Annotated in this window: 18 protein-coding genes and 1 tRNA gene; 17 read left to right on the forward strand and 2 right to left on the reverse strand. The window is 51.1% G+C overall.

All coding sequences use genetic code 11. The annotated features are described in order from the left end of the window. The first annotated feature begins 634 nt into the window (after positions 1 to 634). The 6 genes from polA to BM412_RS03985 all read left to right on the forward strand — a co-directional run bounded on the left by polA (position 635) and on the right by BM412_RS03985 (position 7,085). A complete protein-coding gene (gene polA, locus BM412_RS03960; protein ID WP_091214223.1) occupies positions 635 to 3,292 on the forward strand; it encodes a DNA polymerase I in 2,658 nt (885 codons plus the stop codon). A gap of 186 nt (positions 3,293 to 3,478) precedes the next feature. Further along, positions 3,479 to 3,964 carry a GyrI-like domain-containing protein gene (locus BM412_RS03965; protein WP_256256107.1) on the forward strand — a complete coding sequence of 162 codons (486 nt, stop codon included), beginning with the start codon at positions 3,479 to 3,481 and terminating at the stop codon, positions 3,962 to 3,964. Positions 3,965 to 4,186: 222 nt separating this feature from the next. After that, complete coding sequence (gene mutM, locus BM412_RS03970; RefSeq protein ID WP_091214226.1) at positions 4,187 to 5,056, forward strand: DNA-formamidopyrimidine glycosylase; 870 nt, start codon at positions 4,187 to 4,189, stop codon at positions 5,054 to 5,056. Between the two features lie 97 nt (positions 5,057 to 5,153). Further along, positions 5,154 to 5,882, forward strand: a complete 729-nt coding sequence (locus BM412_RS03975) for an MntP/YtaF family protein (RefSeq protein ID WP_091214229.1) — start codon at positions 5,154 to 5,156, stop codon at positions 5,880 to 5,882. Positions 5,883 to 5,910: 28 nt separating this feature from the next. Then, a complete protein-coding gene (gene coaE, locus BM412_RS03980) occupies positions 5,911 to 6,510 on the forward strand; it encodes a dephospho-CoA kinase (RefSeq protein ID WP_091214230.1) in 600 nt (199 codons plus the stop codon). 29 nt (positions 6,511 to 6,539) lie between these two features. After that, positions 6,540 to 7,085: a lytic transglycosylase domain-containing protein gene (locus BM412_RS03985; protein WP_371264710.1), complete on the forward strand. Its 546-nt coding sequence runs from the start codon at positions 6,540 to 6,542 to the stop codon at positions 7,083 to 7,085. Between the two features lie 64 nt (positions 7,086 to 7,149). Here BM412_RS03985 and BM412_RS03990 read toward each other — a convergent pair whose 3' ends face one another. Further along, complete coding sequence (locus tag BM412_RS03990; RefSeq protein WP_091214233.1) at positions 7,150 to 7,359, reverse strand: alpha/beta-type small acid-soluble spore protein; 210 nt, start codon at positions 7,357 to 7,359, stop codon at positions 7,150 to 7,152. Between the two features lie 136 nt (positions 7,360 to 7,495). Here BM412_RS03990 and nrdR point away from each other — a divergent pair, with 136 nt between their 5' ends. The 11 genes from nrdR to BM412_RS04045 all read left to right on the forward strand — a co-directional run bounded on the left by nrdR (position 7,496) and on the right by BM412_RS04045 (position 18,159). Beyond that, entirely contained in the window at positions 7,496 to 7,960 is a 465-nt protein-coding gene (nrdR, locus tag BM412_RS03995) for a transcriptional regulator NrdR (protein ID WP_091214235.1), read from the forward strand. A 110-nt stretch (positions 7,961 to 8,070) separates the two neighbouring features. Continuing rightward, positions 8,071 to 8,736, forward strand: coding sequence for a GOLPH3/VPS74 family protein (locus BM412_RS04000; RefSeq protein ID WP_091214239.1), 666 nt, complete (start codon positions 8,071 to 8,073; stop codon positions 8,734 to 8,736). Positions 8,737 to 8,886: 150 nt separating this feature from the next. Beyond that, positions 8,887 to 9,579 (forward strand): response regulator transcription factor, encoded by a 693-nt coding sequence (locus tag BM412_RS04005; RefSeq protein WP_091214242.1) that lies wholly within the window; start codon positions 8,887 to 8,889, stop codon positions 9,577 to 9,579. After that, positions 9,580 to 11,049 (forward strand): sensor histidine kinase, encoded by a 1,470-nt coding sequence (locus BM412_RS04010; RefSeq protein WP_091214244.1) that lies wholly within the window; start codon positions 9,580 to 9,582, stop codon positions 11,047 to 11,049. It begins immediately after the preceding gene. Next, the gene (locus tag BM412_RS04015; protein WP_091214247.1) at positions 11,046 to 12,155 is read left to right on the forward strand and encodes a WD40 repeat domain-containing protein; all 1,110 of its coding nucleotides are present in this window, start codon (positions 11,046 to 11,048) and stop codon (positions 12,153 to 12,155) included. The genes BM412_RS04010 and BM412_RS04015 overlap by 4 nt, the downstream gene beginning before the upstream one ends. Positions 12,156 to 12,368: 213 nt before the next feature. Further along, positions 12,369 to 13,817, forward strand: coding sequence for an ABC transporter substrate-binding protein (locus BM412_RS04020; protein WP_091214249.1), 1,449 nt, complete (start codon positions 12,369 to 12,371; stop codon positions 13,815 to 13,817). Then, entirely contained in the window at positions 13,810 to 14,691 is an 882-nt protein-coding gene (locus BM412_RS04025) for a carbohydrate ABC transporter permease (RefSeq protein ID WP_091214252.1), read from the forward strand. The genes BM412_RS04020 and BM412_RS04025 overlap by 8 nt, the downstream gene beginning before the upstream one ends. A 14-nt stretch (positions 14,692 to 14,705) precedes the next feature. After that, on the forward strand, positions 14,706 to 15,584 hold the full coding sequence (locus tag BM412_RS04030) for a carbohydrate ABC transporter permease (RefSeq protein WP_091214254.1): 879 nt from the start codon (positions 14,706 to 14,708) through the stop codon (positions 15,582 to 15,584). 15 nt (positions 15,585 to 15,599) lie between these two features. Next, positions 15,600 to 16,709, forward strand: a complete 1,110-nt coding sequence (locus tag BM412_RS04035; RefSeq protein ID WP_091214257.1) for an efflux RND transporter periplasmic adaptor subunit — start codon at positions 15,600 to 15,602, stop codon at positions 16,707 to 16,709. A 215-nt stretch (positions 16,710 to 16,924) separates the two neighbouring features. Continuing rightward, the gene (locus BM412_RS04040; protein WP_091214260.1) at positions 16,925 to 17,938 is read left to right on the forward strand and encodes a glycoside hydrolase family 130 protein; all 1,014 of its coding nucleotides are present in this window, start codon (positions 16,925 to 16,927) and stop codon (positions 17,936 to 17,938) included. A gap of 148 nt (positions 17,939 to 18,086) precedes the next feature. Continuing rightward, positions 18,087 to 18,159: transfer RNA gene (locus BM412_RS04045), tRNA-Ala, on the forward strand. A gap of 382 nt (positions 18,160 to 18,541) precedes the next feature. On the opposite strand, the gene BM412_RS04050 is transcribed toward BM412_RS04045, so the two are convergent. Next, positions 18,542 to 19,027 (reverse strand): hypothetical protein, encoded by a 486-nt coding sequence (locus BM412_RS04050; RefSeq protein WP_371264711.1) that lies wholly within the window; start codon positions 19,025 to 19,027, stop codon positions 18,542 to 18,544. Positions 19,028 to 19,249 lie beyond the last annotated feature (222 nt).

Raw genomic sequence — 19,249 nt, forward strand, 5'->3', positions numbered from 1 at the left:
CGGCGAGGCAATGCGGGAGGAGACAAGTGAGTTGCGGCTTGAGTGAGGCAAGGTGGCAGGGGACAAGTGAGTTGCGGCATATGTCGCGAGGCGATGCGGCAAGGTGGCACGTAAGTTTCGGGGCAGAGTTCGCTAACGAATCGTACAGGTCTTATTTGCCCCAAAATAGACCCCAAAAAATTCTAACGAATCGTAGCGGACTTATTTGATGGGTTTTAGGCATTTTGGAGCCGTTTTCCTTCACATAAGGCTTCTACGATTCGTTAGATTCTTGTAGACGAGAAAATCGGCAAAATAAGGCTTCTACGATTCGTTAGATTTTTCGCGGCATGTGAATTGGGAGTTGTGGTGGCATGTGGATTGAAATGTGGAAGGTTGCGTGCGGAATGTAGTGGTATTTCGTGTGCGAAAGATTGAATACAGTATACGGACAGCTCGTAGGATGAGCATATGCGGCGAAGGAGTGCAGCAAGTGGCATGTGAGTTGCGGGGCAGGGTTCTTCAGCGCAACATGCTCTGCCCGTCAGCAAGCTGCTTCGAAACTCACTTTCAGCGCAGCAATCTGCCTGGGAAAGTGTGTTCGCTTTATGCTATGATAAGCACTAGGAATAATAAGGTGAGGTGTGCTTGTCGGATGGATAAATGGGTATTGATTGATGGGAACAGTATCATTTATAGAGCATTCTTCGCGATGCCGCCGCTTACGAATTCGTCGGGGCTGCATACGAATGCGGTGTACGGTTTTACAACCATGCTGCTGAAGCTGCTGGAGGAAGAGAAGCCGACGCATATGCTTGTTGCTTTCGATGCGGGCAAGACCACGTTTCGTCATGAGGGATATGCGGAATACAAAGGCGGCCGGGAGAAAACGCCGTCCGAGCTGTCCGAGCAATTCCCTGTGCTCAAGGAGCTGCTGCGCTCATTCGGGATTGCGCAATACGAGCTGCCGGGCTATGAGGCAGATGATATTATCGGGACGCTCAGCCGATTAGCAGATGAGGGCGGGGTTGAAACCGTCGTCGTATCGGGCGACAAGGATATGCTGCAGCTGGCTTCGGACCATGTCACCATTGCGCTAACGCGCAAAGGAGTTACGGACGTGGAACGCTACGATCCAGCCGGCATCCAAGAACGATATGGTTTAACGCCGCTGCAAATTATCGACCTTAAAGGTCTGATGGGCGATACATCCGATAACATCCCGGGCATTCCGGGTGTCGGGGAGAAAACCGCACTGAAGCTGCTGCACGAATTCGGCAGCGTTGAAGGCGTGCTTGCCAATACGAGCGAAATTAAAGGCAAGATGAAGGAAAAGGTGGAAGAGCATCAGGAAAGTGCGATTATGAGCAAGAAGCTCGCTACGATCTACCGCGAGGTGCCGCTTGAGAACAAAGCGGATGAGCTTGTATATAACGGATATGACGAAGTAACGCTTGGCGACATGTTCCGCAAGCTGGAGTTCAAGTCGCTGATCGAGCGGCTGCAGCTTCCTGAAGCAGGCGGAGCCGACGCTAATGCGCTCGCAATAGCAACCTATGAGGTTGTGACCGCGAGCGAGCTGACAGCAGGTGCTCTCACGGAACTGCTTGCGACTTCTGAAAGCTTCTATATTGAAGCGATTGGCGACAATCCGCATCAAGCACGATTCATCGGACTAGCTGTGACTAGCGGCGAACGCGTCGTCGTCGTTACTTACGACGAGCTGATGGATGCGAAAATATCGGCTCCTGTGCGCAAATGGCTCCAGGATGAGCAAGCACCAAAGAAGGGCTACGATCTGCATAAGGCAGAGCTTGTCCTTTCCTGGCTCGGCATTGAGCTGCGCGGGACAACCTTCGATGCGCTGCTTGCCGCCTATCTGCTGGATCCAACCGAATCGAGCCAAACGTTAGCTGCGCTCATTCAGCGTCATGGGCTTGCATCCATTCAAACGGACGAATCCGTTTATGGCAAAGGCGCGAAGTTCCAAGTGCCGGCTTCGGAAGTACTCGCTGGCCATCTGGCTGCCAAGGCAGATGCCGTCCGCAGACTTGTTCCGATGCTGACCGAAGAGCTGGAAACCGGCCATATGAGCAAGCTTTGCTATGAGCTGGAGCAGCCGCTGGCTGTTGTTCTCGCCGGCATGGAGAAGCAAGGCATTAAGGTGAACGCCTCGGTGCTTGAGGATCTCGGCGCTGAGCTCGAGAAGAACATCTCGCAATACATGAGCGACATCTACATGCATGCCGGAATGGAGTTCAACATCAACTCGCCGAAGCAGCTGGGAGAGGTGCTCTTCGAGAAGCTGGGCCTTCCCGCTTGGAAGAAAACGAAAACAGGTTATTCGACCGATGCGGAAGTGCTGGAGAAGCTCGAGCCTTACCATGAGATCGTGAAGCTCATTTTGCTTTACCGCCAGTTGGCCAAGCTGCAATCCACGTACGTAGAAGGTCTGCTGAAGGAGATTCGCCGCGATACGGGCAAGGTGCATACCTTCTACCGTCAAACGATTGCTGCCACCGGACGTCTATCGAGCCAATTCCCGAACCTGCAGAACATTCCGATCCGGTTGGAGGAAGGGCGCCGTATCCGCAAAGCGTTCGTGCCGTCAGAGCCGGGTTGGACGATTCTCGCAGCCGACTATTCGCAGATCGAATTACGCGTTCTGGCGCATATTTCCGGCGATGAGAAGATGAAGACTGCCTTTATCGAGGATACCGATATTCATACCAAAACAGCGATGGACGTCTTCGGCGTTACTGCGGACCAAGTCGATGCGAATATGCGTCGCCAAGCCAAAGCGGTTAACTTCGGGATCGTGTACGGCATCAGCGACTTCGGTCTGTCGAACAACCTTAACATTGCGCGGAAAGATGCAGCGAAGTTTATCGAGCAATATTTTGAAGTATTCCAGGGAGTTCGGGCATACATGGACAATATCGTGGCCCAAGCCCGCGCCGATGGCTTTGTGACGACGCTGCTGGAGCGCCGCCGTTATTTGCCGGAAATTAAAGCGTCGAATTTCAACCTTCGTTCGTTCGCCGAACGGACAGCGATGAACACGCCGATTCAAGGTACTGCGGCGGATATCATCAAGCTGGCGATGGTGAACATGGACAAGGAGATTCGCGATCGCGGACTCCGCAGCCGCATGCTGCTGCAGGTACACGATGAGCTCGTCTTCGAAGTGCCGGCCGAAGAGCTGGAACTGATGAAGACACTCGTACCGGAGGTTATGGAAGGCGCGCTGAAGCTGGATGTACCGCTTAAAGCAGACGTGAGCTTCGGCGATAACTGGTATGAAGCGAAATAGAGATTCGCAGCAATAGAAAATGATGATTAGAAAGCTTTAGTACGTTCTGCCGCATAGTGCGGCGGGGACGTTCTGGAGCTTTTCTTTATTTGCAATCTTGTTTTCCGGGATGGAAGCTGGTAAAATATAACTAGAACATATGTTCGTTTGATAGGTAGTTTTATTGCGAATACCGGAGGGGAAAACGTGGTCGAAATCATGGAGAAACAATCATTTGCGGTAATTGGCAAAGTGGGACAGGGCCCTGCAAATGTAGGAACGGCATGGATCGCGCCTTTGTGGCAAGAAGCCGACCGTAATTTTCATGAAATAAGCAGCCTTGCGAAGGTAGATAGCGATGGAAATATCGTTGGAATTTGGGGCGCTATGAGTGATGTTGATGAACACTTTGAACGCTGGCAAGATGAGGGCAAGTATTTAGCGGGATGCGAAGTTGCAGATCATGCAATTGCGCCAAGCGGATGGACCAAGTGGGTCATACCTGCTTATAAATATGCTGTAGTTAGCTGCACACAAGATACTTATAACGAAACGTTCCATCGCATGCTTTCGGAGTATATGCCGGCTCATGCCTACAAACTCGCCGGAGCCGTTCAAGAATTCTACAATCCTAAAGCTAATCAAGGAGAACTGGCACTTTATTTCCCAATTGAAAGAATAGAGAGCGTTTAATGTCAATGCTATTGGCTAGCACCATTAGAAGATCTCGAATGATGCGATCGAATGAACTCGAAGACGCCTTCAATTTGCTGTTGGTATCAGCGTGGAAGGCTTCTTTTTGTACGGAATTGCGGTTCCGTGAATAGATGGCTTTCAAGTGGGGCAGACGGCTAGGAGATTTGGCCTTGCTGAGGTATAATGAGGTCTGAACCATGGCTTGGGAGGGAATTTGCAATGCCGGAACTACCTGAGGTTGAAACCGTTCGGCGAACGTTGAACGAGTTAATTAGGGGAAAACGGATCGAGCGGGTAACCGTGTCGCTTCCGCGTATTATACAACGACCACATGAGCCGGAGATATTTGCTGCTGCACTTGCGGGTCATACCATCGAATCCGTGGAACGCCGAGGTAAATTTCTGCGAATTCTGCTGGATGGCCTTGTACTGGTATCGCATCTTCGCATGGAAGGCCGTTATGGCGTTTACGAAGCAGATGAACCGGTGGAGCTTCATACTCATGTTCGTTTTCATTTCGAAGATGGTACGGAGCTGCGCTATAAAGATGTACGGCAATTCGGCACGATGCATTTGTTTGCGCCGGGCGAGGACTTAGTCCTTCCCCCGCTTAACAAATTAGGCATTGAACCGTTAAACGAAGAATTCACATTGCAAGCCTTCAAGAAAGAAGTTGCTCATCGTACGACGAAGATCAAGCCGCTTCTGCTGAACCAGGAATATATCGTCGGACTCGGCAATATTTATGTGGACGAAGCGCTCTTTACGGCTGGCATTCACCCCGAGCGCACAGCGGATTCCATTAGACCGGCAGAATGGACGAAGCTTCATGAAGCGATTCGAGCGACGCTATCGCGAGCAGTCGATGCAGGCGGATCGTCGATTAAGTCCTATGTTAACGGCCAAGGCGAAATGGGGATGTTCCAGCACGAGCTGCTCATCTACGGCCGCAAGAACGAGCCTTGCCGCAAGTGCGGTGCAAGCATAGATAAGACCGTCGTTGGCGGCAGAGGCACACATATTTGTCTTAAATGCCAGCCATTCCCGAAGAAGCGGGGCAGTAACGCAGCCAAGCCGTCGTCTAAATAAGGAACGACTCTGGGCAGCGTGCATATGATGTACCATTCATGTTTTCTGGGCGAATGCACAGAACCTGCGCTTTCGTCATCATGGGAGGGACATCAAGTTGCTCATTCATGCTGCATCATTGCTGCTGCTTGCTTTTGCCGTTAGCTTGGATGGATTCGGCGTAGGCGTTACGTACGGACTTCGGCGCATTCGAATTCCGGTGCCGTCGATTGTCATTATTGCCTTTTGCTCCGGGTTGGTCGTCTGGCTGTCCATGCAGATTGGCGCGCTGCTTACCGGATACATGTCGCCGGATGTGGCCAAATGGATTGGTGCGATTCTGTTGATGCTGATCGGCGTTTGGGCGCTGGTCCAGTATTGGAAGCGCAGAACGGAAGGGGACTCGGAGGATGCCGAGGACGCCTCTTCATCCGGTTCCGCCGAGAATGGCGGGACTGATGGTACCGGCGCTATAATGGCTTCAGGCAACATTCGGATGGCGGCATCCACGATCGTGATTCTCGAATTGAAGCGATTAGGCATTGTCATTCAAATTTTACGGACGCCGCAGATGGCCGACGTCGACCGATCCGGAATTATTTCCGCATCCGAGGCCGTGCTGCTCGGATTCGCATTGTCGCTCGATAGCTTCGGAGCGGGACTTGGCGCAGCGATGGTAGGCTTTAATCCACTGCTCACTGCGGTGGTCATTTCCGGGGCGAGCGGAATCTTCCTGCTTGCAGGTATGCGGCTGGGTTTCCGTTTCGCAGCCTGGCGCGGTATGCGTGCGTTGTCGGTGCTGCCCGGTATTATGCTGATTGTAATGGGCGTTATGCGTTTAATGTAGGTGTAGGACAGAATTTGAGGTGAACGTAGTGATACTGGGATTAACCGGCGGCATCGCTTGTGGAAAAAGCACCGTCAGCGCCATGCTTGTGTCGCATGGCGCCAAGCTGATCGATGCCGACCAGGTCGCCCGGGAGGTCGTACTCCCCGGCGAGCCGGCGCTGGCAGCGATCGTTGCTGAATTCGGACAAGCGGTCTTGAATGAAGACGGCACGATGAATCGTGCTGAAGTGGGCAAGGTCGTATTCGGCAATCGCGAGAAGTTGACGAAGCTCGAAGGCATTCTGCACCCTGCCATTCGCGAGCGAATGTGGGAGCGAATCAACGCCTATGCGGCGGAAGATCCGAATCAATTGATTGTAGCCGATATTCCTTTATTATATGAAACCGGACAAGCTTCGTTGTATGAGGCTGTGATGGTCGTATATGTACCAAGGGAGATTCAGATCGAGCGGCTGATGCAGCGTAATTCGCTAACCAGGGAACAGGCGGAGGAGCGCACGGCGCTGCAAATGGATATCGAAGAGAAACGGCGTCTTGCGGACATCGTCATTGACAACAGTGGAACGATTGCCGAAACGGCGCAGCAAGTGGACCAGTTTTGGCGTGGGCAGGGATTACAGCGATGACGATGAGAAAATTACGAAGAAGAGTTATTTTGATTATCACGTTAGCATTTGTCGTACTGCTGTTTGTCCGATCGGAGTGGATGAGCCACTGGATGTATCCTGTCCATTTCCGAGAGGATATCGTCATCAGTGCGAATAATTATAAGCTGGAACCACATTTGGTGGCCGCCATTATAAGAGTAGAAACCAATTATAAGACTGGGGTTGTATCGCGTAAAGGCGCTATTGGCGTTATGCAGCTGATGCCGGACACAGCAAACTGGATTATTCAGAAGGGCGGCTTTGGGAAAATATCGACCGAAGCGATCTCGAATCGGGCAGATGTGAGCATTGAAATCGGGGCTTGGTATTTGAATGCATTAAATCAGCAGTTCGATGGCAATATGTATACTGTGATCGCTGCATACAATGCGGGACCCGGCAACGTGAGCCGATGGCTTGCTGACGGAACATGGGATGGGAAGCTGGAAACCGTGGATCGGGTGCCTTTCGGGGAAACAAGACACTATATACAGCGGGTCATTTATTATTATAATAAGTACAAGGCGCTTTATCCGGATTTATTGCAAAGCTAATAAAATAACTTTGGCCGGCCGCCCACAGGCAACCAGCCAAAGCTTTGAAATGTACTATCTTCGATTATCGACCTGCAAGAGATTGTTCGGCGATTTGCACTAGTTTACGGGTAATGCTACCCCCGATGGAACCGGCATCCTTCGTTGTGATGTTACCGTAGTATCCATCTTGTGGAAGGGAGATACCCAGCTCTTGTGCGACCTCATATTTCATTTGGTCTAATGCAGCACCTGCTTGTGGTACAACGAGTTGACTGCTACCGTTGTTGGCCATTTGTCGTTCACCTCCTTGCGGTTGGTAACTGTATTATGTGCGTTAGACCATTTTTCATTACAGGTAACGATTGGGAAACGATAAATAGTGTGCTATTTCGTATTCACTATGGATGTAGACGGAGGAGCTTTAGACGATGAAATGTCCGTATTGCGATTATGCTGGGACGAAAGTGCTCGATTCCAGACCCGCTAACGAAAATAAATCGATACGCCGTCGCCGTGAATGCGAGAAATGCACGCGGCGGTTCACGACCTTTGAGATGGTGGAAGAAACGCCCTTGATCGTCATTAAGAAAGACGGCAGCCGGGAAGAGTTCAGCCGCGACAAAATTTTGCGCGGACTTATCCGTGCATGCGAGAAACGTCCCGTATCCGTAGATCAGCTGGAAATTATCGTGTCCGAAGCGGAGAAGGAGCTTCGCACGACAGCTCAAGCTGAGGTGGAGAGCCGCGAAATCGGCGAGCTTGTCATGTCGCAGCTGTATCCGGTTGACGAAGTGGCTTATGTGCGATTCGCGTCGGTCTATCGCCAATTCAAGGATATCGACATGTTTATGAAGGAATTGAATAGCCTGCTGAACAAGCATCCTTTGAATTAAGGCAGCTTGGACGAGCATTAGAAACCTGCATCCGCGATCGTCGTGATTTGCAGGTTTTTTTATCCCAAGTTCGTGGCGTGAATAGGATGTAATATGAGGGAGGGGATTGGGTGAACCGTGAATATGGACTTGCAGAGCAGTTTGCTATCGCAGCCGCTGATGTCCCTGCACGCGGCATGTATGGCCTAAGCCGAAGCTATCTGGAGATATACGTGGTAGGTGCTGCCATCATGGAGCTGATTATGAAGGATCGGCTTTCGGTGGATCCTAAGGGGTATCTGCTTGTGATGGATAACGAATCAACAGGTCAGTCGGATAGCTGCTCCATCCAGTTGGAGGAACTGATCCGCAATGCGCGTAAACCTAAGAAATTAAAGGGCTGGATTATTTATTTCTACTCGTACGTCAAATCTCGTCGCGCGATGTTCGGACCGCTTACGGAATCGTTGTTCGATGAAGAGGCACTTACGATAAAGAAGAAGAAATTCCTCTATATCTTTCCATATCGGCGTTATATCACCACCTCCGAACACAAGGAGTGCATCATCCGGCGACTTCGGGCCGAGCTGCTGGCCGAGGGTCCGGTTTCCAAGGAAACGGCGGTGCTGGCCATGCTGCTCGAGACCTCGAAACAGCTTAAGCGCTATTTCTCCCGTTACGAACATGCGGAGTTGAAGAGAGCCATAGCAGAGCTGCATGAATCGCAAAGCGAAGAATGGAAGCACGTCCTGATGATGCGCAGGGCAATGGAAGAGATGGAATCTTCTTATGGTTGATTTGCTTCGTTTGTGCACCCGAGAGGGTGCTTTTTTTCATTGGTCAATAGGGGTAATAGGCAGAAGGAGCAGAGCTCATCGTTTGACAGAACGGATGAATAAGGGTTACATCTATAATAAGGTGAATATCGAGGAAGGAGGCTGCCAAGCTTGGATAAAACGAAAATTCTCATCATCGAAGACGAGACGGCGATTGCCGATCTGCTCGCATACGGATTAACGAGAGAAGGCTTCCTGACCAGAATCGCCCCAAACGGTGCGGAAGGCATTGAGGCGCTGAGGGAATTCAACCCCGATCTGCTTCTGCTGGATTGGATGCTTCCGGATCAGAGCGGACTTGATATATGTAAACGCGTCACAGCAGAATCCAATATTCCGATCGTGATGATTACGGCAAAATCCGATATTACGGACAAAATTCTGGGTTTGGAATTCGGAGCCGACGATTATATTACGAAACCGTTTGATCTGCGAGAAGTCATCGCACGCATCCGTACCATTCTTCGCCGTTTTGCGAATGCGAATCGATCGGAAGATGCAGAGGAGCGGCCGCTTCGGTTTCACGATGTCGTTATTGTAAAGAATGAACGAATCGTCCGAAAGGGTGAAGAGCTCATCGACCTAACGCCGAAGGAATTCGACTTGCTGATTAAGCTGTGCAGCAATCGAGGACGGATATTCTCGCGCGAAGAGCTGCTGGAATTGGTTTGGGGTTATGAGTATGCGGGAGAAACGAGAACGGTCGACAACCATATTCAGCGGCTGCGGAAGAAGCTGGACGCGAATGAATACATAACGACCGTGTTCGGCATTGGCTATAAATTTGAGAAAGGGACGACGTAGATGTTCCGTTCTATCCGTGCTAAGTTCATTGTCGGTTTCTTTCTTATTTTCTGCATCGCGTTCGTGCTCATTAATCAGACCGTCACCCAAATCATCCAGACCAGTAATCGCAATATTATTACCGAGGATTTGATTGGACTAAAGAAAAACAGTAACGGCTATGTGCGTCAGGCTTTCTTAATTAATCATTTTTCGAACAATGATCTCTATTTCGGGCAAATTGCCGAGGAGATCGCAAGTGATTTGCACTACGCAACCTCAAGCGAAGTGAGCGCATATACAGTTGACGGTGTATTGCTGCATTCGACCAACCCGATCGCTTTTACAGGCGCATCGACGGATGATCTCAAACAAGCTTTGCGCGGCGCGACAGCCTATACGATTTCTTATGATAAGGGCACCGCATCCGTCGTATATGCCTATCCCGTTATGATAGACGGCGTAAAGGTGGGCATTCTGCGATATGCCAAATCCTTCAACTTGCTATACGAGCAGAGCGGCCGCATATTGGATGCGATCTTCTACTTTGCGCTCGCCATCTTCGCCGCTGCGTTCTTATTCTCATACTTGCTGTCGAGGCATATCACGATTCCGTTGGTTAAGATGGCCAAAGTTTCTGAAGAAGTGAAAAACGGGAATTTGGCTATTCGGCTGGCGATTAAGCGCAGAGACGAAATCGGGTTACTTGCCGGCAATTTCAACGCGATGATCGGACGAATCAGCAGCCAAATCGAGCGAATCGGACGAGACCGCGATCGACTGGAATCGCTGAATTCGGAGCGGAAGCAGTTCTTCGATAAGGTGACCCATGAGCTGAAAACGCCGCTTACTTCCATCCTGGGCTATGCGGAATTGATTCGGGAAAATGGCGAGAGCGATCAAGCTTTCTTTCACAAAGGGATGAATCATATTGTCGAGGAGAGTCAGCGGCTGCATAGCATGGTGCTTTCGCTGCTGGAGGTTTCGGAAGATAGAGAGGGCTGGCAGGATCGGGTACGCGTAGATGTCAGCTTCATACTGCGCGATGTCTGCGAAGCGATGACTTTTAAGGCGCAGCGATACAAGAAAACAATTGCCTTAGAAGCCGGGGAAGGCCTTTATGTGCTGGCTCAGCCGGACAAGCTGCGCCGGTTGATCATTAACTTGCTCGATAATGCGATCAAATACAGTTTCGCGCATTCGGAGATTCGCATAACCGCCGTGATGGACGCTACAGGGATCATACGTCTCGCTATCGTGAATCAAGGAGAGCCGATTGCCGCGGAACAACTGGCGCGCATCTTCGAGCCGTTCTTCCTTGCGGATGGGGACGGCAAACAGAAGGAAGCCGGCAGCGTTGGGCTAGGCCTCAGCATTGCTCAGTCTATTGTCCACGAGATAGGCGGAAGCATTGACATGATCAGCAAAATTGGAGAAACGGCCGTTTATGTAGAGTTACCCTATCTAAGAGAGGAGGGCGCACCGGAATGAACATACGGATTAATGCGATCTTCCTTGCGTTCTTCTTGCTTGCTGCGCTTCTGACAGGCTGTATGGGCGGTCTCAAATCGGAAACGATTACGATTCCGGATTCGGCGGAAGAGGATACCGGCTTACCAGAAAGCCAGCCGTTCGAGGTGAAGACGATCTACCGACTCCCGTTATCCGGTCAGAAAGGGATTTACGGTTGGAGCGGTCCTCATACCCTTGACCATATCACTACAATTGGGCTGGCGCATCAACGTTTTGCCCCGCCTTACTCCGAATCGAACAAGCTGCCCGTGCTTACGGACGCATCGATACAGGCTGATGAAATATCTCCTGATGGCGGCTATGTTTCCGGGTATTCATCGACGAGGGAGGGTTTGTCCCTCTGGATCATCTCATTAGCTGATTATCGGAAGAAGCTGGTTCAGACCGTGCAGTTCTCACGGCTTGGGACAGGACGGCTGATGTGGTCGGGGACTGACAACTATGTCTCCTATGTTGGTACGGATGAAAGCGGCGATTATATCGGCGTCTATGACACGAAGCTTGGCACGCAGAAACGTTATTCGATTCCGGAGTGGAATCGTTCTTACAGCATCCAATCGGTCAAGATGTCTGACGACGGTCGGAATGTCTGCATCATGAAGGTTGAGAACGGGTCTACCGGGCTCTTAATCGGTTCTTGGCAAGGCGATCACTTTGAACGGAGCTATGAGCACAGGATCAGTTACGATACGCGGCCGGCTTGGCTGGACGACAATCAAGTGGCATTCGTCGGCACGGACGATACGCTGTTTGTGTATGATCTGCGGAATGCTGAAATCAATGTGCTGCATGACCGTGTCGGGAGCTTCGCCCTGTCGAACGATCGCAAATGGATCGCATTCACGACAGATCAGGTCGCAATCAAAGCAGCGAAGCTGCAAGGTAATAACGTCTTGCAGGAACAGACGATCTATCGCGGTCTTGTGCCGACGGATATGGGTTGGAGTCCGGATGGGAGCCGACTGCTCGTAACGGGGCGCAAGCCGTATGAAACATCGTCATCACAAGCAGCTCCTGCAGTCGAACCGCAAGACAGCGGCCCTTTAATCATACAATTCCAGTGAAGAGCGAAATTATGAAGCATCTTGTTGAAGGGACGCATCCGTGAGGGGTGCAGGTGCCAGAGACAAGATGCTTTTTTTGGCGTTGGCCTCCATCCTCGTGACAACTTGTTTACAAGTTGAGGAAGTGCCGGTGACATCGATGGCTTAAAGTATAGAAGTCGTCGAACGAGCAGTTATATTGGTCTTGCTATATACGGAAAGGGGAATTTTGCAATGAAAAAAGGAATCTACGCGCTCGCCGGTCTGCTGCTTCTCTTCAATTTGACTGCGTGCAGCGGCACGAACAACGGTTTGAAATCGGCTGGCACCGGCGAAGGGAATGCATCTGCATCGAATCAATCCCAGCCACTCACAGACGATCAGCCCGGCGGCACGGTTCAAGATCCGGGGAATGCTGGTGCCGGAGAACCGGAGAATGGCATTGGAACCGACAACGGCAAGAAAACAATCGTATTCTCCACCTTCTTCCCTGACGATCGATTCAAGGAAGCCAAGAAGAAATACGAAGCCTTGCATCCGAATATCACGATTAAATTGCAGGATGTCGAAGTGGATGACTCTCATCTGGAGGCTGCAATGGAGAAATATGTGACCACAATGAACACGGAGCTGCTGGCGGGTAAAGGGGCCGATTTGATCCAAATGGACATACTGCCCATCGATAATTATGCCAGCCATCACTTGCTCGCTGATTTAGTCCCGATCATGGAAGCGGATAAGTCGTTCAAGAAGGCGGATTTCTTCAGCAATGTGCTCGATAATGTACGCATTGGCGAAGGACTTTACAGCATGCCGCTAGCTTTCTTCCTCAAAGGTTTTGCCGGCGATGACAACGCGATCGCTCAAACAGGCGTTACGTTCGATGACAAAACGTGGTCTTGGAACGACTTTATTCAGACCTCGAAGCAAATGACCTCCAAGGGCGGCTATTCAACGGCATTGGTCTATGGAGGTCCGGAATATATGCTCGCCAATATGGTCAATGACAATTATTCCTTGTTTGTCGATACGGCTGATAAGGAGGCCTCATTCGATTCCTCGACTTTCACGGGGCTGATGAAACAGGTCAAGGGCATGTTCGATGACGGATTGATAAATTCCGATGGCCGCAATGCCTCCTACTTCCAGGACATCCAAATCAACTCGCCGTGGGATTATCTGGTTTCGCTGCGCGAGGTCGGGGAGAATTCGAGCTTGTATGCGAAACCGCACGCACAGGATACGAAGGCCGGCGGCTATTTTCAAACCTATCGCAATGTTGCGATTAACGCCGGTTCAGCTGTAAAGATGGAAGCGTGGGATTTCATGAAATTTATGATGTCCGCTGCGGTGCCGACGCCGCCTACATCAGCGGGATTCCCGATCAATAAGAAGATGTTCGCGAAGCAGATCGAGCAATTGAAGAAGGAAGGCACCGTGCAGGCTTATAAGGAAGGTCCGCTTCATGGATTAACCTTCAAGGTGGATCAAACGAAACTGGCTAAGCTCGAGGCTTACGTGAACGGAGCAGTCCATCCGGTCGAGCGCGACTCCACCAAGGTGGGCGGCGAGGTAGGCAAGGTCATTATTGAATCCGCGACAGCTTATTTCAAAGGACAGAAATCCGCCGAGAATGTCGCCAAGCTCATTCAGAACAAAGTGACCACGTATTTGAATGAATAGGGAGCTAAGGAAGAGGATCCGATACGGTGATGGCTGGAGAGCGGTGTTATTCTTGGCTCCGAGCCTGGCCGGTTTCGCGGTATTCTATGTCATTCCCTTCGTGATCGGGGTTTACGAATCATTCATGGATCAAGCGCTTGGCGGCGATTTCGTTGGCTTGGCAAACTACAAGGAGCTGCTGGCCAGCGGCTCCTTCCGAAAGGCCGTGTCCAATACACTTCTCTTTACCGGAATCGGTGTCCCGCTCTTGATAGTGGTTTCTTTGGCGCTGGCATTGGTGCTGAACCGGCAGTTCCGGCTTCGCAGCTGGCTCCAGACCGCCTTTGTCCTGCCGCTGGTTGTTCCGGTTGCTTCGGTTGTGTTGGTCTGTCAAATTTTCTTGGATTGGAATGGAACGCTGAATGCTTGGCTGCATGCCCTCCACTACGAGCGAATCGATTGGATGCAGTCCAAGTGGTCGATGAGTGTGCTTGTGATGATGTACATGTGGAAAAACATCGGCTACGATATGATTTTGTTTCTGGCGGGTCTTCAATCGATCCCCAAGGATTACTACGAGACGGCGCGGATCGAAGGTGCGGGGCGGCTCAGGCAGCTGTTCCATATTACGCTCGTTTATTTGACGCCCACTATGGTCTTCGTTGTGCTGATTTCGATTATTAATTCGTTCAAAATATTCCGTGAAACCTATTTGCTCGCAGGGAATTATCCGTATGATCGCATCTACATGCTGCAGCACTATATGAACAACATGTTCTTCGAGCTGGATATCCAGAAGCTAACGGCTGCTGCGACACTGATGGTAGGCTGTATTGTTGTGCTGGTCACGGGACTGCTGCAAGCAGAGCGTCGTTTCCGAACGTATATGGAATGAAGCGGGAGGTAGGCATGAAGACATTAACGAGAATCCCGCAAGCCTTGCTAAGTATGCTGCTTGCAGCTGCAGCCATCGTAATGCTGGTTCCGATAGGGCTGACGTTTACGAATTCGCTGATGACGGAGCAGGAAATTAGTTCGAATTATCATCTCATTGGTCAAATGACGGATACAGCACTTGGGGGACAGCAACAATTCGTCAATTTAAAGCTGATTCCGGATTGGCTGTCATGGTCTCAGTATGCGCGGGTGCTCATTCTGGCACCAAAGTTTCTCCATATGTTCTGGAATTCCGCAGCGCTTGTCGTGCCCATCATCGCGGGTCAGACGGCGGTAGCGACGCTTGCGGCTTATGCCTTCGCCAAGCTTCGATTCCCCGGACGCGAGAAACTGTTCATGATCTATATCATGACAATGCTTATGCCCTTCCAGGTGACACTGGTGCCGAATTATTTGGTTGTGAATAAGCTTGGGCTGATGAATAGCGACCCAGCGATCATTCTGCCGGGCATCTTCGGCGCATTCGGGGTTTTCATGATGCGTCAATTCATGACGCATATTCCGGGCGCTTACGTGGAAGCGGCCAAAATGGATGGTGCTGGCCATTGGGTGATTTTCACGCGTATCATTCTGCCGCTCGTTCAGCCCGGATTGGCCGCGCTGACCGTTCTGCTATTCGTCGATAATTGGAATATGATCGAGCAGCCGCTGATCTTCCTACAGGATGCGGTGAAACAGCCGCTGTCCTTGTATCTCGCCCAAATTGACCAAGAGGCGAGAGGGATCGGGTTCGCCGCTTCCGCCTTGTATATGACGCCGATGATCCTGCTTTTTCTTTATGCGGAGTCTTATTTTATTGAAGGCATTCAATTGTCGGGTATTAAAGGTTAGTTCAGGAGTGAGCTTATGGAAGATGAGAAATTGCGTTCTCGAAAACGCAGCATTCGCCTGATTGCAGGTTTGTTTCTAGTGGGATTAGTCGGTTTAACGCTGGCCGGCAATACGCTCCAAGCGCTGTCGTTAACCAAGGTCTATGCCATAGAGGCAAGCAAAGGAGAGCTGTCACATAGCTATGAAGGGACAGCGACGGTAGTTCCCTATGACGAAAGAGAGATCGCGAACCCGGCTGGTTGGACGGTCACCCGAGTACATGTGAAGAAGGATCAGGCCGTACACAGGGGGCAAACGCTTGTCGAATACGACGATACGGAAGCGAAACAGCAAATAGCCGCAGGACAATCCGTGCTCAAGAAGCTGGAGATGTCGATCGAAGGCCTTCAGCACAATTTTATCCAGGCCAGCAGTTCCGATGATCCTTCGGCCAAGATCGCAGCCAAGCTTGCGATTGAAACGGCCAAGCTTGATATCGCCGATCAGAAGCTCGCGATAGAGCAGCTTCAAGCTTCCGCCGCAGCGAACAGCCGGATTACGGCGCCGTTCAATGGAATCGTCACAGACATTCACGCCGAGGTGGGCTTGAAGGGGGATGGGGCACCGGATATCCGGATCTCGAATGCGGCGAAGGGGTATCGATTCGAATTACCTGTTCCGTCTGATGTTGGCGAGTTGCTGCAAGTGGGAGAGAAGCTGGATGTATTGAAGCTCGGCAAGGAGAGCGCGGTGCTGACAGGGCGTGTTGCCGAAATCAAAGGAACCGTTCAATCCGAGGGGGACAAAAGCGGGGGGATGCCAACGAATTCGATTGTCTTTACCGTTCAGGAGAAGTCGCTTCGCGGCGGAGAACGAGTTCAGGTGGTGATTACGAAAGGGAATCCGAACAGCGAAATGCTCGTTCCTAAAGCAGCCGTTCATGAAGACAGCGGCGGCGCGTATATCTACACCTTCGAGGAGAAGCAAGGTCCGCTCGGCAATGCTTATTATGTGGCGCGCATTCCAATCGAAGTGATGGACGAGAACGATACGACGGCCGCTATTCGAGGCGGGATATTCGAGCAGCAGCCGATCGTTCTGGACAGCGATCATCCCATTATGGAGGGAGAACGAGTTAGACTTTAACACAAGGGAGCGTTGCTGCCATCCGGAAGGGCAATCAGGTGTGATCGGGCGTGCAATAGGGGGAAAAATGTTTGAATAGGGTTTGTTTTGGTTTGAACTTGCCCGAAACCGGTTCACACCCTGTGTTCGGCATGATATAGTGGGGTGACATTTGCGAATGGATGATGGAAGAAGCTAATTCGCATTCAGCTCATCATGAAAGAGGTTGATCCACGATGAAGATCACGCGCTGCGCGGCAAACCCCATCGTCACGCCCGGTCTGTATGACTGGCGCAAAGCGACGGTATTTAATCCGGCCGTTATTATCGAAGGCGATAAATTCTATATGATAGAACGGACGGCGGGCAGTCTGGATCCGTTCCAATGCTTCTTAGGATTACTCGAAAGTGACGACGGCATCAACTTCCGCCATGTGCAGGATACGCCGGTCATTCACCCGGAGCAGTTCGGCTTCCCTTATGGCAGCATTCAAGATCCACGGGTCGTGAAGTTTGATGACACGTTCTATATGAACTATGCGCTGCGTCCTTGCTCGATGAGCTACTATCCGACGGGCGTCGGTCTTCCGAACAACGCCAAGCCGGAGTACCCGAATGGCTGGGGCAAGCCGGAGGATTGGCTGACGCGATCCTCCATTGCAACCTCCAAGGACCTGATCAACTGGGAGTTCCTATGCGATACTACGCCGCTTGATATCAATGATCGCGATAATATTTTGTTCCCTGAGAAAATCGGCGGGAAATACGCGCTACTACGTCGCCCGGAAGAGTACATCGGCGAAGAATACGGCACAGAGAAGCCGGCGATGTGGATTTCATATTCCGAGGATATGGTGAATTGGGAAGCTCCGATCTTAATTGCGAAAGCAGAGCAGGAATGGGAGTTTAAGAAGATCGGAGGCTCCACGCCGCCGATTAAGACCGATAAAGGCTGGTTGACGCTTTATCATGGCGTAGGTCCGGATCATATTTACCGTGTTGGCGCGATGCTGCTTGATCTGGAGCATCCGGAAAAAGTGGTCGCGCGTGCGCCGGGCTTTATTATGGAGCCGGAAGAGTATTACGAGAAATTCGGCCTGTTTATTCCAAACGTTGTATTTCCAACGGCAAACGTTGTGAAGGATGGTCTGCTTTATATTTACTATGGCTGCACGGACACGGCTATCGGTCTGGCCACGGTCCCGCTTGATGAGCTCGTAGAGTATATCATTACGGAGAGTAATAAGTAGGAGTTTCGGGTACCCTGAGCTCGGATTATTAAGATAGGAGACAGGGCGGAGCAAGCTTAGGTTTGCTCCGTTTTGATTTAAGCATTGTAAATGCGTTGACAGCGCATTCAGGCTCGTGGTAAGATAACGCTTGTCACTGATTTATCGCGGGGCCTTAGCTCAGCTGGGAGAGCGCATCGCTGGCAGCGATGAGGTCAGGGGTTCGATCCCCCTAGGCTCCATACTAGATTGAACAGCCATCCTTCGGGATGGCTGTTTTTCGTATGGGCAGCCCTGACGGGGACGGGGGCTGCAACAATGGAGCGGGGACAGCCCAATTGGAGTAGCCCCAATGGGGGCGAACCGCTTGGGTGCTGTCCCGCGCGGTCGGAACGAAGCGGAGGAGCGCAGCGCTGGCGGAAGCTACCGCTAACTAAGGTAGTCTGCGTCGTATAGGCTTCTGAGGGGGACATTCGTGACCGTTAGCGACGGTTTTTTGAAATACGAGCTCCCTTGGGGGTCACTAGTGTCCGTAAGCGAGGGAATTGTCATCGAAAACCGTGAGTTATTCAATCTAAAGGTCACCGATGTCCGTAAATACATCAAATGTACGCTGGTTTTGTGCTAACGGTCAAAATCGACCGCTTGGTAGGTCCGATAACGCTGTTGTCCATTTTGAACCATGAATACATTCATTTCTACAAGCTTGTCTAATATACGTCTCGTCTGTCGGGTGGAGCGATTCAGGTGCAACGAAAGTTCATCTGAGCGAAAAGGCCGAATGATTCCGCGCGCAAACCGCAAAGTCTCTGCCTCAATCCAACTGAGCGAATGAGGGGTTGCTATCGACACAAACTTACCGACAAATGACAAAGCCATCTGTTGAATAACCTTCGGTTCTTCCTCGATCGATAAGTACGCAACAGGCAGGAACAGCCAGTCACCCAATACAAGGTACGCCTGTTTCTTGCATAAATCCCTGAATCGCCATGATTCGATGTCTCTGGCATGAGACCGGTAACCATGGATTTCGATGCAGCCTTTGGTTCCGCCGGGCATATAGGCCAGATCCAGATAACGATATCGGTTGCGTAATCCCGAACTTCCCATTCCGCATGCAATGATTAAAGTTCCCTACGGCTGGATACCATATCGTTCTCAGAAACTCTTTCGTGCCGTGCCCAATTTCCTTTTGAAGGATTTGGCGTCTTCTCGGATTTTTCTCCACTGCTAGTTGATCGTGCAGCCACTGGCTCATCTTCGTCTCAAATGCACTCATGGGTACTCCCTTCTTCGATCCGGAAAATAAAAATGCCGCCTTGATCCGGAACC

It is taken from the genome of Paenibacillus sp. BC26, from assembly GCF_900116125.1.
GTDB lineage: Bacteria > Bacillota > Bacilli > Paenibacillales > Paenibacillaceae > Paenibacillus_Z > Paenibacillus_Z lignilyticus.